Source organism: Sphingomonas longa, assembly GCF_016892685.1.
Taxonomy (GTDB): Bacteria; Pseudomonadota; Alphaproteobacteria; order Sphingomonadales; family Sphingomonadaceae; genus Sphingomonas; species Sphingomonas longa.
Genome location: NZ_JAFEMC010000002.1, coordinates 488,360 through 502,209, shown reverse-complemented (window position 1 = coordinate 502,209; position 13,850 = coordinate 488,360). Strand labels below are relative to the sequence as shown.

The following is a 13,850-nucleotide window of genomic DNA, read 5'->3' as shown; positions in this document are numbered from 1 at the left end:
CGATCGGGGGCGCGTTCTGAATACGGCTTGGAGGGTTGGCAGATCGGGTGCCTCCCAAAGTGCCGCGACACGACCGGAGACATCAGCCGGGCGGGACCGGCGGCTGTCACGCATTTGTCGTCTAACGTCCCTATCGTTCCGACACGCCGGGGGGACCGTGCGAGTTCCGGGGAGTGGTGGATGAAACTGGCGATCGTCGCGATACTGTCCATTATCGGAAGCAGCGCCGCCACGGCACAGCAACGGCGGCCGAGCTTCTGCGCGCGGCTCGCGCCGCAGATCGGGTTGAGCCCCACGAGCAAACCGGACCTGTGGCAAGGCCGGCTCATCTCGGGGCTGAAGGCGGCCTTCCTCGGCGGCTCAGCGTCGATCGGGTTCAGCGTCGAATCGGTGGGAAATCCGTCTGCCGACGATGCAGCCGCGCTGCGGCGCGCCTGCACCGTGACCAAGGCCGAATATCGCTGCGTCGTCGATCGCCCGATGATCCTGGTAGTATCGAGCAGCAAGGGCGACGGCCGGGTCGAGGCGCAACCCGGCGAAACCGCGCTGGTGACGACCAAGGGGATGCGTATCCGCTGTACCGACGGCGTCGTCAGCTAGGCGGAACGGTCACCGCGCCAGCGCCTCAGCGATCAGCTTGCGGCTGTTGTCGACGCCGTAGAGCGCGAAGAAGCTGCCCATTCGGGGGCCCTGCGACGAGCCGAGCAGCGTCTCGTACAGGGTTTTGAACCAGTCGCGCAGCGCCTCCTTGCCGTAATGCGCCTTGCCGATCTCGTAGACGCGGTCCTGCAACACGCCGGCGACGTCGTCGCCCTCGACCGGTTCGGCCAGCGCCGCGTCGAGGTCGGTCAGCGCGGCGCTTTCCGCGTCGGTCGGTGCGCGGCGGACGAGCGTCGGCGCGACGAAATCGCGGCCATAGGCGACCGCATAGCCGACCAGCCGGTCGAGCGCAGGGTTCGCTTCCGGGGACAGGCCCGCGTCGTAGCGTTGCAGGAAACGCCACATCGTCTGCGCATCGCCGACACCGGGCAGGCTGGCCAGATTGAGCAGCAGCCCGAACGTCACCGGCAGCTTTTCGGTCGGGACATTGCCGTCGTGGATATGGTGGACGGGGTTGCCGAGCCGCTGCTTCAGGTCCTGCGCCGGGTAGTTGGCGCGGAACTGCCAATAGTCGTCCACCGCGCGCGGGATCACGCCCATGTGCAGTTGCTTGGCCTTTTTTGGCTCGCGATAGGCGAAGAAGGCGAGCGACTCTTCGGGGCCATAGGTCAGCCATTGGTCCATCGACAGGCCGTTGCCCTTGGACTTCGAGATCTTCTCGCCATGCTCGTCGAGGAACATCTCGTAGTTGAACCCCTCCGGCGGGCGGCCGCCGAGGACGCGGGTGATCTTCGACGACTGCACGACCGAGTCGATCAGGTCCTTGCCCGCCATCTCGTAATCGACGCCAAGCGCGACCCAGCGCATCGCCCAGTCGACCTTCCATTGCAGCTTCGACAGGCCGCCGAGCGCGGACTGGACGACGCGCTGGCCGTCCTCGTCCACGAACGCGATCGTGCCGGCGGCGGCGTCGACCACCTCTACGGGGACCTGCAACACGACGCCCGTCGTTGGACTGATCGGCAGCACCGGCGAATAGGTGGCGCGCCGCTCCGCCCGCAACGTCGGCAGCATCACGTCCTGAATGCCCTGAAAGTGGCGCAGCACCAGCTTCAGCGCCTCGTCGAAGCGACCGCCGGTGTAGTATTCGGTGGACGAGGCAAACTCGTAGTCGAAGCCGTAGCGATCGAGGAAGTCGCGCAAACGGGCGTTGTTGTGCGCGGCAAAGCTGTCGTGCGTGCCAAACGGATCGGGGATCGTCGTCAGCGGCTTGCCGAGATGCGCGCGCAGCATGTCGCCGTTCGGCACGTTGTCCGGCACCTTGCGCAGGCCGTCCATGTCGTCGCTGAATGCGACCAACTTCGTCGGCTGGTCGGACAGGGCGTGGAACGCCTGACGCACCATCGTCGTACGCAGCACTTCGTTGAAGGTGCCGATATGCGGCAGGCCCGAGGGGCCGTAGCCGGTTTCGAACAGGATCGGGCCGTTGGCTTTCCCGTCCGGGTAGCGCGCGAGCAGCTTGCGCGCCTCTTCATAGGGCCATGCCTTGGAGGCCAGCGCCTCCGCTCTCAGTGTTTCGTCGACCATTGTCCCGGCTCCTAGCCCCACCTGCGGCGCGCTGCTACCCTGGGGGCCGTGACGAGCAGCGTTCCGGAATATTACGCCGTCGACCGCGCACGGTTCGAGGCGGAGATCGTGCCCGCGGGACGCCCGGCGGTGCTGCGCGGGCTGGTGGCGGACTGGCCGATCGTGGCGGCGGCGCGCGAGGGGGCGGAAGCGCTGGCCGCGTATCTGCGTGCGCGGGCGACGGACGAGCCGGCGGAGGCGTGGTTCGGCGATCCGGCGATCGACGGGCGGTTCGGCTTCACCGAGGATTTCGAGGGGTACAACCACGACCGGCGGCTGGCGACGATCGACCAGCTGCTCGACCTGCTATTGCGCCAGCGGGGAAGCGCCAGCCCATTCGCGATCTATGCCGGGGCGCTGCCGGTGGCGAAGCATGTCCCGGGCTTTCGGGCGGAGAATGCGATGCCGCTGCTGGATGCGGAGCGGCGGATGCTCGTGTCGCTGTGGCTGGGCAACCGGACGAAGACGGCGGCGCATTGGGATTTGCCGCAGAATCTGGCGTGCGTGGTCATGGGGCGGCGGCGGTTCACGCTGTTCCCGACCGATCAGGTTGCGAACCTGTATGTCGGGCCGCTCGACCTGACGCTGGCGGGGCAGCCGTCGAGCCTGGTCGATATCGACGCGCCGGATTTCGCGCGGCATCCGAAATTCGCCGCGGCGCTGGAGCAGGCGCAGGTCGCGGAACTGGAGCCGGGCGACGTGCTGTATATGCCCTCGCTCTGGTGGCACGCGGTGCGCGGGCTGGATGAGATCGGTGCGATGGTCAATTACTGGTGGCGGGATGCGCCGGCGGGAACGACGACGCCGCTGAGCGCGCTGTACCACGCGATCCTGACACTGGGGCCGGTGGCTCAGCGCGAGCGCGAGGCGTGGCGGGCGATGTTCGACCATTATGTCTTCCGCGCCGACGATCCGGTCGCGCATCTGCCGCCCGACGCGCGCGGGGTGCTGGGCGAGCGGACGCCGGGAATGCTGGCGCGGTTGAAGGATCTGATCGCGCGCTCGTTGCGCTGAAAGGCTTGGGGTCGGCCCGTGTGAGTGGTAGAAGAGCGTCGCCATGAACATGATGCCGTCATCCGACCTGCAACCGTTCAAGTTGCGCATCGAGGATTACGAACTGCTCGATCGGGCGGGCGCGTTCGATGGTCGTCGCACGGAATTGATCGAGGGGGTCATCGTCGCGGTGAATTCGGAGATGTTGCCGCACACGCGGATCAAGAACGAGCTGATGTTCCGCCTGCGGCTGGCGCTCCGCGACCGCAGCGACCCATACGACGCTTACGTCGAGGGCAGTCTGGCATTCGCGCCGCATAATATGCCGCAACCCGACGTTCTCGTGGCGCGGATCGACGCCAAGGGCGCGTATTTCAACCGGGACGACGTCATGCTGGTGATCGAAGTAGGCGCGACGTCGCTGCGCGGGGACCTCGGGATCAAGCGCACGCTGTATGCGGATCAGCACGTCCCGGGATATTGGGTCGTCGATGTCGACGGACGGCAGGTGCATCAGTTCTGGACGCCGGCGGACGGCAGCTACGTCGACAGCAGGATAGTCCCGATGGCGGGGCCCTTGCAGAGCGCGACGGTGCCGAACCTGACGATCGATGGGCACGGCATTCTCTAGCATTCACGCTTCGTTCCGCTAAAACGGGCGCGTGCCCCCCTACCCCGCCCTTCATGCCAGCCATGGCGGCATCTGGATCGCGACCGCCGAGGGGACGCGGCCGGTCGGGCGTGGCGAGGCGATCCGGGTCGCCGCGGATACGCCGGTGATCCTGCTGAACGCGCCGCTGGTCGGGCAGCGGCTGGGCTATGCGGAGTTGTCGGGCCTCGACATCCTCGAACTGTACGCCTTCCTGCATCCGGCGCGGTTCGCGGTGCCGACGCCGGCCGGGCTGGCGCGCGCGGTCGACTTGTCGCCGCCGGAGCGCGACGAGGATGTGGCGGCGTTTCTGCTGGAGGCGACGGCGGCGTTGCTGGCGGTGCCCGACAACGACTGGCGCGAGCGGGAGGGCGCATGGGCGTCGGTCCAGTCGCTCGGCCGGTTGCGGTGGGCCTGGGCCCCCGTCGTCGGACCGCGCATCGTCAAGCCGCGGGTCGACGAGCGCTGGCTGTTCTCCCGCCTGCCGGAATGGGAGGAAGGCGCGCCCCGCCCCGCGCCGCGCACGATCGAGATCGAGCCGGGCGATAGCGAGGCGCGGCTGGCGGAACTGACCGGCGGGCTGGCGGAGGAACGGCCGGGGCAGCGGGCCTATGCCGCCGCCGCGACCGCCGCCTTCGCGCCGCGCGCGGTGCGCGAGTCGCCGAACATGGTGCTGGCGGAGGCGGGGACCGGCATCGGCAAGACTTTGGGCTATCTCGCGCCCGCCTCGCTGTGGTCGCAGCGGGCGGGCGGCGCGGTGTGGATTTCAACCTATACCAAGGCGCTGCAACGGCAATTGGCGGCGGAGACGCAGCGGCTCTACCCCGACCCGGTACTGCGGCGCGAGCGGGTGGTGACGCGCAAGGGGCGCGAGAATTACCTCTGCCTGCTGAACCTGGAGGACGCATTGCACGGCGGCTTCGCGGGCCGTGCAGCGGTGCTGGCGCAGCTGGTAGCGCGATGGGCGGCGTATAGCGCGGACGGCGACATGGTCGGCGGCGACCTGCCCGGCTGGCTGCCGACGCTGTTCCGGCGCAACGGGCCGGCGGCGCTGACCGACCGGCGTGGCGAGTGCGTCTATGCCGGGTGCCCGCATTATCGGAAGTGCTTCATCGAACGGGCGGCGCGGGCGAGCGCGGACGCGGACATCGTCATCGCCAACCACGCGCTGGTGATGGTCAACGCGGCGCGCGGACGCGAAGTGGCGACACGGCCCACCCGCTATGTCTTCGACGAGGGGCATCATCTGTTCGACGCCGCCGATGCGATGTTCGGGGTGGCGCTGACCGGATCGGAGACGATCGAGTTGCGCCGCTGGATCCTGGGTCCCGAGGCGGGCGGGCGCGGGCGACGGCGCGGGTTGCAGGCACGCCTGTCGGATGTCGCCAGTTACGACGAGGCGGGCGGGGTCGCGATCGCCGATGCGGTGCGGGCGGCGCAGGCGCTGGCGGCGGACGGCTGGCTGGGACGGCTGAACGAGGGGCAGCCGTTCGGCCCAATCGAGGCGTTGCTCGCGGCGGTACGCGGCCTGACCTATGCGCGCGCCGAACAGCCCGGCGATGCCGGATACGGGCTGGAGGCCGAGCTGGCCGAACCGACGCCCGAGTTGATCGAGGCCGCCGCCCCCGCCGCCGCCGCGCTTGATGCGCTGGTGCGACCGCTGGTGACGCTCGGCCGGCGGCTGGAAGCGGTGCTGACCGAAGGGCCGGACTGGCTCGACGGACCGGCGCGGGCGCGGGTCGAAGGCGCAATCGCCTCGATCGGCTGGCGGGCGGAGACGGTCGCGGCGTGGCTGGCGCTGCTGGCGCGGGTCGGCGGGCCGGTCGATCCCGATCATGTCGACTGGCTGTCGGTCGAGCGGGTCGAGGGCCGCGAGTACGACATCGGCCTGCATCGCCGCTGGCTGGACCCGACGCGCCCGTTCGCGGAGATCGTGCTGAAGCCGGCGCACGGCGCGCTCGTCACGTCGGCGACGCTGACGGGCGGCGGCGACTGGTCGGTGGCGGAGGCGCGGACGGGAGCCCCGCATCTGGCTCGCGCGCCGGCGCGGTTTCAGGTCGAGAGCCCGTTCGACTACGCCAACAACGCCGAGGTGCTGATCGTCACCGACGTCAAGCGCGGCGACATTCCGGCGCTCGCCAATGCCTATGCGCGGCTGATCGAGGCGGCGAATGGCGGCACGCTGGGACTGTTCACCGCGATCCGCCGGCTGCGCGCGGTGCATGCGCGGATCGCCGACCGGCTGGCGCGCGGTGGCCTGCCGCTGCATGCGCAGCATGTCGATCCGATCGATACAGGGACGCTGGTCGACATCTTTCGCGACGATCCGGCGGCGTCGTTGCTGGGCACCGATGCTTTGCGCGACGGGGTCGACGTGCCAGGCACGTCGCTGCGCCTCGTCGTCATGGAGGGCGTGCCTTGGCCGAAGCCGACGGTGCTGCATGCCGCGCGAAAGCTGGCGGGGGGTGGTTCGGCGTATGACGACCGCATCGTCCGGGCGCGGCTGGCGCAGGCGTTCGGGCGGCTGATCCGGCGGGCGGACGACCGCGGCGCGTTCGTGCTACTGTCGGCGGCGATGCCGTCGCGGTTACTGGATGCATTTCCGTCCGGCGTGCGAGTGTCGAGGGTGACGCTGGAAGACGCGGTCGCCCGCGTCGCCGAGCGGCTTTCCACCACCGTCCGGATCGGGCATGACGCAGATCAAGCCGGCTGACGGAGACGCCATGAAGACGCTGACGCTGCTGCGCCACGCCAAGTCGGGCTGGGACGACGCCGTTCCCCGCGATTTCGACCGACCGCTGAATCCCAAGGGGCGCCGCGCGGCGCAGGTGATAGGCCGCTTCCTGAAGACGCAGGGCGCGGCGTTCGACCATGTCCTCGCCTCCCCCGCGCTGCGCGTGGTCGAGACGCTGGTCGAGGTCGAATATGGCTATGGCCGGGCGCTGGCGCCGGCATGGGACAAGCGCGTGTATCTGGCATCGGCCGCGACCCTGCTCGACCTGATCCGCGAGTTGCCGGAGGCGGCGGGGACGGCGCTGGTCGTCGGTCATAATCCCGGGCTGGAGGACCTCGTCCTCGATCTGGTGGCGGACGGGGGCGATTTGCGCGACGCGGTGGAGGCGAAATATCCGACCGCGGCGGTGGCCGTGATGACTTGGGACGGCGGGTGGGCGGACCTGCGGTCGGGGGCAGCGACGCTGGAGGCGTTCACGCGGCCGCGCGACCTGGATGCGACGCTGGGACCGGACGAGGACTGAGGGGGGTCTTGGTCGTCATCCCAGCGGAAGCTGGGCCCTCCTGCCGAAGCGGTCGATATGCGGAGGGAGACCCCAGCTTTCGCTGGGGTGACGGACTGGGCGGAGCTTACGTTTTACGGCACCAATATCGTGTCGACCGCCTCCGCGTCCGTGGCGGGATAGTCCAGCGTGTAGTGGAGGCCGCGGCTTTCCTTGCGGTGGAGCGCGGATTTCACGATCAGGTCCGCGGTTTGCAACAGGTTACGCAGTTCGATCAGATCGGGCGTGACGCGGAAATGGCCGTAATAGTCGCCGACCTCGTCAGTCATCATGCGGATGCGATTGGCGGCGCGCTGGAGCCGCTTGGTGGTGCGGACGATGCCGACGTAATTCCACATGAACCGGCGGATTTCCGTCCAGTTCTGCTTGATGACGACCTCTTCGTCGGAGTCGGTGACGCGGCTTTCGTCCCACGCGCGGATCGCGGGCGGGGCGGGCAGATCATCCCAGCACTCCGCGATGTGCGTTGCCGCCGCTTCGCCGAACACGAAGCATTCGAGCAGCGAGTTGGAAGCGAGACGGTTCGCGCCGTGCAGCCCCGACTGCGTGCACTCGCCCGCGGCATAGAGGCCGGGCAGGTCGGTGCGGCCGTCGCGATCGACCATGATGCCGCCGCAGGTGTAATGCTGCGCAGGCACGACCGGGATCGGCTCCTTGGTCATGTCGATGCCGAGGCCGATCAGCTTTTCATAGATGTTCGGGAAGTGCGCGCGAACGAACTCCGGCGGCTGGTGACTGATGTCGAGGTGGACGTAATCGAGGCCGTAGCGCTTGATCTCCGCATCGATCGCACGCGCTACCACGTCGCGCGGGGCCAGTTCCATCCGGTCGGCATCGTATTCCGACATGAAGCGCTTGCCGGTCGACGGGTTGATGAGCCGCCCGCCCTCGCCGCGCACGGCCTCCGTGATGAGGAAGTTCTTGACCTCCAGATGGTAGAGGCACGTCGGGTGGAATTGCATGAATTCCATGTTCGACACGCGCGCACCCGCGCGCCACGCCATCGCGATACCGTCGCCCGTCGCCCCGCGCGGGGCGGTGGAAAAGAGGTAGGTGCGCCCCGCCCCGCCTGTCGCAAGGATCGTGGCGCGTGCGACATGCGCCTCGACCCGGCCGGTGCGGCGGTCAAGCGCGTAGACGCCCCAGACATGACCCGCGCCGGAATAGCGTTCCTCGTGCCGGCTGGTCGCAAGGTCGATCGCGACCTGATCGGGGACGAGCGTGATGTTCGGATGCGCCTCGGCCGCGCGTTGCAGCGCCTCCTGCACGGCCCAGCCGGTCGCGTCGGCGACGTGGACGATGCGGCGGTGCGAATGGCCACCTTCGCGCGTCAGGTGCAGGATGTCGTTTTCCTGCGCGAAGGGGACGCCGAGTTTCTGAAGCCGCTCGATTGCGGCGGGCGCGCGTTCGACGACGAACTCGACGGTGGCGCGGTCGTTCAGGCCCGCGCCGGCAATCATCGTATCCTCGATATGGCTGTCGAACGTGTCGCCCGGCTCCAGCACCGCGGCGATGCCGCCCTGCGCCCAGGCCGTCGAGCCCTCGTTGAGCGCGCCCTTGGCGAGCACGGTGACGCGGAAGCGTTCGGCGAGGTTGAGCGCCGCGGTCAGTCCGGCCGCGCCGGAGCCGACGATCAGGATATCCGCCTGACTCACAAGCCGAACCCAGCGATGGGAGCGCGGAAGGTTAGGCTAAGGTTAGTCCAACGCGCACGATAGGCGACATCGGAGCGACGGGAGGGCGCGGCGGGCATGACGGGTCTGTGACATGATTGCGCGGTGTAGGACAGGGGGTTGGCGGGCAACGGCGCAATGGTGTCTGCCGAAGGGGGCATGAGCCTCATCTGTGCTTCGACAAGCTCGGCACGAACGGTTCAGGTCGATACCGACAGCCTCTAGACCCGTTCGGTGACCCCCGCCCAGGCGCTGCGCATCATGCGCTGGATGTGCTGGCGGCTTTGGTCGGAGAGGTGACGGATGCGCTGGCCGGCACCGGAGATGCCGGTGGAGCGGTCCAGCCCCTCGACCTGCATCACCCATAGCTGGCGGAACGCGCCGCCCGGCATGCGAAGCAGTTCCTGCGGCGGTCCGTCCTCGACGACGCGGCCGTCGACCACGACGACGACGCGGTCGAAATTCGCGATCGTCGACAGGCGGTGCGCGACGGCAATGACGGTGCGGTTCTTGATGAGCGCCTCCAGCCCGTTTTGCACCTCCAGTTCCGATTCCGAGTCGAGCGCGGAGGTCGCCTCGTCGAGCAGGACCACGGGTGCGTTCTTCAGGAAGGCGCGGGCGATGCCGATGCGCTGGCGCTGGCCGCCCGACAGGTTGGTGCCGCGTTCGCCGACGATGCTGTCGTAACCGTGCGGCAGGCGGCGGATGAAGTCGTCGCAGCCGGCGGCTTCGGCGGCGCGGTGGACCTCCTCGTCGCTGCTGTCGGGTTTGGCGAAGCGGATATTCTCCATCACCGTGCGATGGAACAGCAGCACCTCCTGCGGGACGACGGCGAGCGTGTCGCGCAGGCTTTCCTGCGTGACGCTGTCGATGCGCTGGCCGTCGATCGCGAGGTGGCCGGCCTGCGGGTCATGGAAGCGCTGGATCAATTGCAGCAGCGACGACTTGCCGGCACCCGAAGGGCCGACGACGCCGACCTTCTGCCCCGCCGGGATGACGAGCGACAGGTCGTGGAGCACGGGGTGGCGCGGATCGTAGCCGAAGGTGACGTTGGTCAGTTCCACCCGCCCCTCGCCGACGCGCAACCGGGCGGCGTCGTCGGCATCGCTGAGCGTCTGGGGCACCCCGATGATGTCCAGCGTCTCGCGCAGGTAGCTGAATTGCTGGCTGGTATCGATCAGTGCCATCGCTAGATCGCGGGAGCCGTGCAGGATGCGGAAGGTCATCGTGCTGATGATGACGACATCGCCGGTGCTGATCGCACCCGTCGACCACCGGCCGATCGCCCAGACGAGCGTGCCGCCGACGAGGATCGCCAGCGCCAGATCGTGCAGTCCGCGCATCCGTTCGACGAAGAACCAGCCGCGTTTTTGCGCGCTCGCCTCGTCGTCGAGAAATCCTTGAAGCCGCGACAGTTCGCGCTGGCGGGCGGCGAACGCTTTCACCACCCAGATATTGCCGATCAGGTCGACCAGTTCGCCGCCGACGGTGCCGGCATGCTCCGCGAACGCCTTGTGGTGGACGTGGCCGCGCAGCCCCAGCATGACGAGGCCGGCGGTGACGAGGACGAAGATCGCCCCCAGCACCGCAGCCATCCGTACGTCGATCGTGGTGAAGATCATCATCGCACCGACGAAGACGATCAGCGGCGGCGTCACCTCCTGCAACAGGCGGTGGACGATCGCGCCGAAAATACCCGCCAGCCCCGACACGCGGTGGCCGAGCGAGCCGGCGCGCTGGTTCTGGAAGAACGGCATTTGGTGGCCGGTCAGATAATCGATCATGTCCAGACGGATGCCGACGCCGGACGCGACCGTAGACTGCCCCAGCGTCAGCGCCGCCGCCCGCTGAAGCAGGCTTTCCAGCACCACCAGCCCGAGGAACGCGGCGAGGGCGTCGTAGACGGCGGAGCGGATGCGATCGGTGCCGGTCATCGCGTCGATCAGCAGCTTCATCGCATACTGAACGCTGATCGCGCAGATCGAAGCCCCGGCGACCAGCAGCGCGAGCGCAAGGAATATCCACGGCCGCGCCCGCACGTAATGCAAGATGAAGCGCGTCGGGCTGACGAGAAAAGGCAAGGCGCACTCCACCGATGACCTGCTTATGCTGCGCCGCAACACACGGAAGCACCATCGGGTTGCGACGGCGAGAGTGGATTCTTCGTCGGTGCGAGCGAATCAGGTGGTTAGCTGCACGATCCCCGGAACTAGTCCGCGGTCGATCGCGTCAGCGACAGGAACACGTCCTCCAGATCGGGTTCGCGGGTCGAGACGTCGACGATGCCGACACCGGCGGCCTGCACTGCGGCTAGGACCTCGCCGGCGTTCACGCGTGCCTTGGAGTAGGTGATTTCCAGCACGCGGGCGCCCTTCAGCACGATCTTTTCGAAACAGGGTGCTTCCGGCGCGGCGGTCAGGTCGCGGTCGACGGTGACGGCGACGACCTTTTCCTGCGCCCGGCCGACGAGGTCGCGGGTCGGTTCGTTGGCGATCAGGCGGCCGTGGTTGATGATGGCGATACGGTCGCAGAGCTGCTCCGCCTCCTCCAGATAATGCGTCGTCAGCACGACGGTGACGCCGCCCGCGTTGAGTTCGCGGACATAGGCCCAGAGCTGCTGGCGAAGTTCGATGTCGACGCCCGCGGTCGGCTCGTCGAGGACCAGCACGGGCGGGGAATGCACCATCGCCTTGGCGACCATCAGCCGCCGCTTCATGCCGCCCGACAGCGTGCGGGCATAGGCGTTCGCCTTGTCCTCCAGATGCACGGCGCGCAGCAGGTCGAGCGAGCGGCGGTCCTTTTTCGGCACGCCGTACAAGCCGGCCTGGATCTCCAGCGTTTCCACCGGCGTAAAGAAGGGGTCGAACAGGATCTCCTGATTGACGATGCCGATCGATGCCTTGGCGTTGCGCGGGTGCGCGTCGATGTCGAAGCCCCAGATCGACGCCGAGCCCTCCGTCTTGTTCACCAGCCCGGCGAGGATGTTGATGAGCGTCGACTTGCCCGCGCCGTTGGGGCCGAGCAATCCGAAGATCTGGCCGCGGGGCACGTCGAACGTCACCCCGTCGAGCGCGCGCTTGCCGCCCTGATAGGTCTTGCACAGGCCGTTGATGGAGATCGCAGCTTCGGTGGAGATGGACGTCATGCGAATCCCGTTAGGCTTCGGCTTGCCTCGCCACAATGCTCCTTGCTATTCGGACCGTATGACCCCGCCGCTAGAAGTCACCCGCACCAGCCAGCCCCGCGTCGCCTGCGACGGTGCTGCCGACATCCCCGGCGGCGCCGCGCTGGGCCATCCGCGCGTGTGGTTGCAGATCGACGAACTCGGTTACGTCGACTGCGGCTATTGCGACCGGCGTTTCGTGCTGATCGGCGGGCCGGCGGACGGCGTCGATCAGGCGAGCCTGCCCGACGTGACCGAGGGCAGCGCCTGAACCGCATGGACGTTCGCGAACCGGTGCCTATATTGCCGGTATGGTATATCTCGATCCCCGCTCCTTCCTGTACCGCGATCTCGCTCCGGAGGCCGCGCAGACGCTGGCGGCCGATGCGCTGGGCAAGGCGGACGACGGCGAACTCTACCTCCAGTATCGCAAGTCGGAGGCGTTCGGGTTCGATGACGGGCGGCTGAAGACCGCGAGCTACGACACCAATGCGGGCTTCGGCCTGCGCGCGGTGTCGGGCGAGACGACGGCGTTCGCTCACGCCAACGAGGTGAGCGAGGCGGCGATCAAGCGCGCGGCGCAGACGATGGCGCTGATCGATCCGTCCGCAGCGGCCAAGGCACCGCCGCCGCAGGGCAACAACCGGCATCTGTACACCGACGCCGACCCGCTCGACCTGATCCCTTTCGCCGACAAGGTGAACCTGTGCCAGACGATCGACGCCGCCGCGCGCGCGCGCGATCCGCGCGTGGCGCAGGTGTCGGTCGGGCTGTCGGGATCGTGGAGCGTGGTCGAAATCGTTCGGCCGGATGGTTTCGTCGCGACCGACGTGCGGCCGCTGGTGCGGCTGAATATCCAGATCGTGGTCGAGCAGAATGGCCGGCGCGAGACGGGGACGTTCGGGATCGGCGGGCGCTATCTGTACGACCGCCTGTTCGAGGATGCGACGTGGAACCGCGGCATCGACGAGGCGCTGGCGCAGGCGCTGGTCAACCTCGACGCGGTCGCCGCGCCGGCGGGTGAGATGACGGTGCTGCTTGGGCCGGGCTGGCCGGGGGTGCTGCTGCACGAGGCGATCGGCCACGGGCTGGAAGGCGACTTCAACCGCAAGGGTACGAGCGCGTTTTCGGGCCGGCTCGGTGAGCGGGTAGCCGCGCCGGGGATCACGATAGTCGACGACGGATCGCTGGTCGATCGCCGCGGATCGCTGTCGATCGACGACGAGGGAACGCCGACGCGCGAAACGGTGCTGATCGAGGACGGTATCCTGAAGGGGTACATGCAGGACCGGCTGAACGCGCGGCTGATGGGCATGGCCGCGACGGGCAATGGGCGGCGCGAAAGCTACGCTCACGCGCCGATGCCGCGCATGACCAACACCTTCATGAAGGGCGGCAAGGACGATCCCGCCGAGCTGCTGAGCCGCGTGAAGCGGGGCATCTTCGCCAAGAGCTTCGGCGGCGGACAGGTCGACATCGTCTCGGGCAAGTTCGTGTTCAGTTGCACCGAGGCGTACATGATCGAGGACGGCAGACTGGGCGCGCCGATCAAGGGCGCGACGCTGATCGGCGACGGTCCGACCGTGCTGACCAAGGTGACCGGCATCGGCGACGACTTCGCGCTGGACGAGGGTATCGGGGTTTGCGGCAAGGGCGGTCAGGGCGTGCCGGCGGGTGTCGGTCAGCCGACGCTGCTGGTCGAGGGGCTGACGGTCGGGGGGACTGCGACCTAGGTTTCGAGCACGTTTTTCGGAATGCGCGCGGCTTCTTCACGCGTCATTTGCTCGTGGCACCGCCCCACCCCCGGCCCCTCCCCTGAAGGGGAGAGGTGGAGTTGGTTTATGGCGCTT

At 68.2% G+C, this 13,850-nt stretch carries 11 protein-coding genes; 7 read left to right on the top strand and 4 right to left on the bottom strand.

Going from position 1 to position 13,850, the window contains the following annotated elements; all coding sequences use genetic code 11:
- Positions 1 to 180: 180 nt before the first annotated feature.
- Entirely contained in the window at positions 181 to 600 is a 420-nt protein-coding gene (locus ILT43_RS08440; protein ID WP_204198516.1) for a hypothetical protein, read from the top strand.
- Between the two features lie 9 nt (positions 601 to 609).
- Here the strand turns inward: ILT43_RS08440 and ILT43_RS08435 are convergent, their stop codons facing one another.
- Positions 610 to 2,187 carry a lysine--tRNA ligase gene (locus tag ILT43_RS08435; RefSeq protein WP_204198515.1) on the bottom strand — a complete coding sequence of 526 codons (1,578 nt, stop codon included), beginning with the start codon at positions 2,185 to 2,187 and terminating at the stop codon, positions 610 to 612.
- A gap of 48 nt (positions 2,188 to 2,235) precedes the next feature.
- Here ILT43_RS08435 and ILT43_RS08430 point away from each other — a divergent pair, with 48 nt between their 5' ends.
- The 4 genes from ILT43_RS08430 to ILT43_RS08415 are packed head-to-tail and all read left to right on the top strand — an operon-like array spanning position 2,236 to position 7,125.
- Positions 2,236 to 3,240: a cupin-like domain-containing protein gene (locus tag ILT43_RS08430; protein WP_204198514.1), complete on the top strand. Its 1,005-nt coding sequence runs from the start codon at positions 2,236 to 2,238 to the stop codon at positions 3,238 to 3,240.
- Positions 3,241 to 3,283: 43 nt separating this feature from the next.
- Positions 3,284 to 3,850, top strand: a complete 567-nt coding sequence (locus ILT43_RS08425) for a Uma2 family endonuclease (protein ID WP_204198513.1) — start codon at positions 3,284 to 3,286, stop codon at positions 3,848 to 3,850.
- A gap of 31 nt (positions 3,851 to 3,881) precedes the next feature.
- Positions 3,882 to 6,581, top strand: a complete 2,700-nt coding sequence (locus ILT43_RS08420; protein WP_204198512.1) for a helicase C-terminal domain-containing protein — start codon at positions 3,882 to 3,884, stop codon at positions 6,579 to 6,581.
- A gap of 10 nt (positions 6,582 to 6,591) precedes the next feature.
- A complete protein-coding gene (locus ILT43_RS08415) occupies positions 6,592 to 7,125 on the top strand; it encodes a SixA phosphatase family protein (protein WP_239474411.1) in 534 nt (177 codons plus the stop codon).
- 113 nt (positions 7,126 to 7,238) lie between these two features.
- Here the strand turns inward: ILT43_RS08415 and nadB are convergent, their stop codons facing one another.
- The 3 genes from nadB to ILT43_RS08400 all read right to left on the bottom strand — a co-directional run bounded on the left by nadB (position 7,239) and on the right by ILT43_RS08400 (position 11,982).
- A complete protein-coding gene (nadB, locus tag ILT43_RS08410; protein ID WP_204198510.1) occupies positions 7,239 to 8,819 on the bottom strand; it encodes an L-aspartate oxidase in 1,581 nt (526 codons plus the stop codon).
- A 239-nt stretch (positions 8,820 to 9,058) separates the two neighbouring features.
- The gene (locus ILT43_RS08405) at positions 9,059 to 10,918 is read right to left on the bottom strand and encodes an ABC transporter ATP-binding protein (protein ID WP_204198509.1); all 1,860 of its coding nucleotides are present in this window, start codon (positions 10,916 to 10,918) and stop codon (positions 9,059 to 9,061) included.
- A 128-nt stretch (positions 10,919 to 11,046) separates the two neighbouring features.
- Positions 11,047 to 11,982: an ABC transporter ATP-binding protein gene (locus tag ILT43_RS08400; protein ID WP_204198508.1), complete on the bottom strand. Its 936-nt coding sequence runs from the start codon at positions 11,980 to 11,982 to the stop codon at positions 11,047 to 11,049.
- A gap of 58 nt (positions 11,983 to 12,040) precedes the next feature.
- On the opposite strand from ILT43_RS08400, the gene ILT43_RS08395 reads away from it, so the two are divergent.
- Both ILT43_RS08395 and tldD read left to right on the top strand, forming a co-directional pair.
- Positions 12,041 to 12,271, top strand: coding sequence for a zinc-finger domain-containing protein (locus tag ILT43_RS08395; protein ID WP_204198506.1), 231 nt, complete (start codon positions 12,041 to 12,043; stop codon positions 12,269 to 12,271).
- A gap of 40 nt (positions 12,272 to 12,311) precedes the next feature.
- Positions 12,312 to 13,733, top strand: coding sequence for a metalloprotease TldD (tldD, locus tag ILT43_RS08390; RefSeq protein WP_204198501.1), 1,422 nt, complete (start codon positions 12,312 to 12,314; stop codon positions 13,731 to 13,733).
- Positions 13,734 to 13,850: the final 117 nt, after the last annotated feature.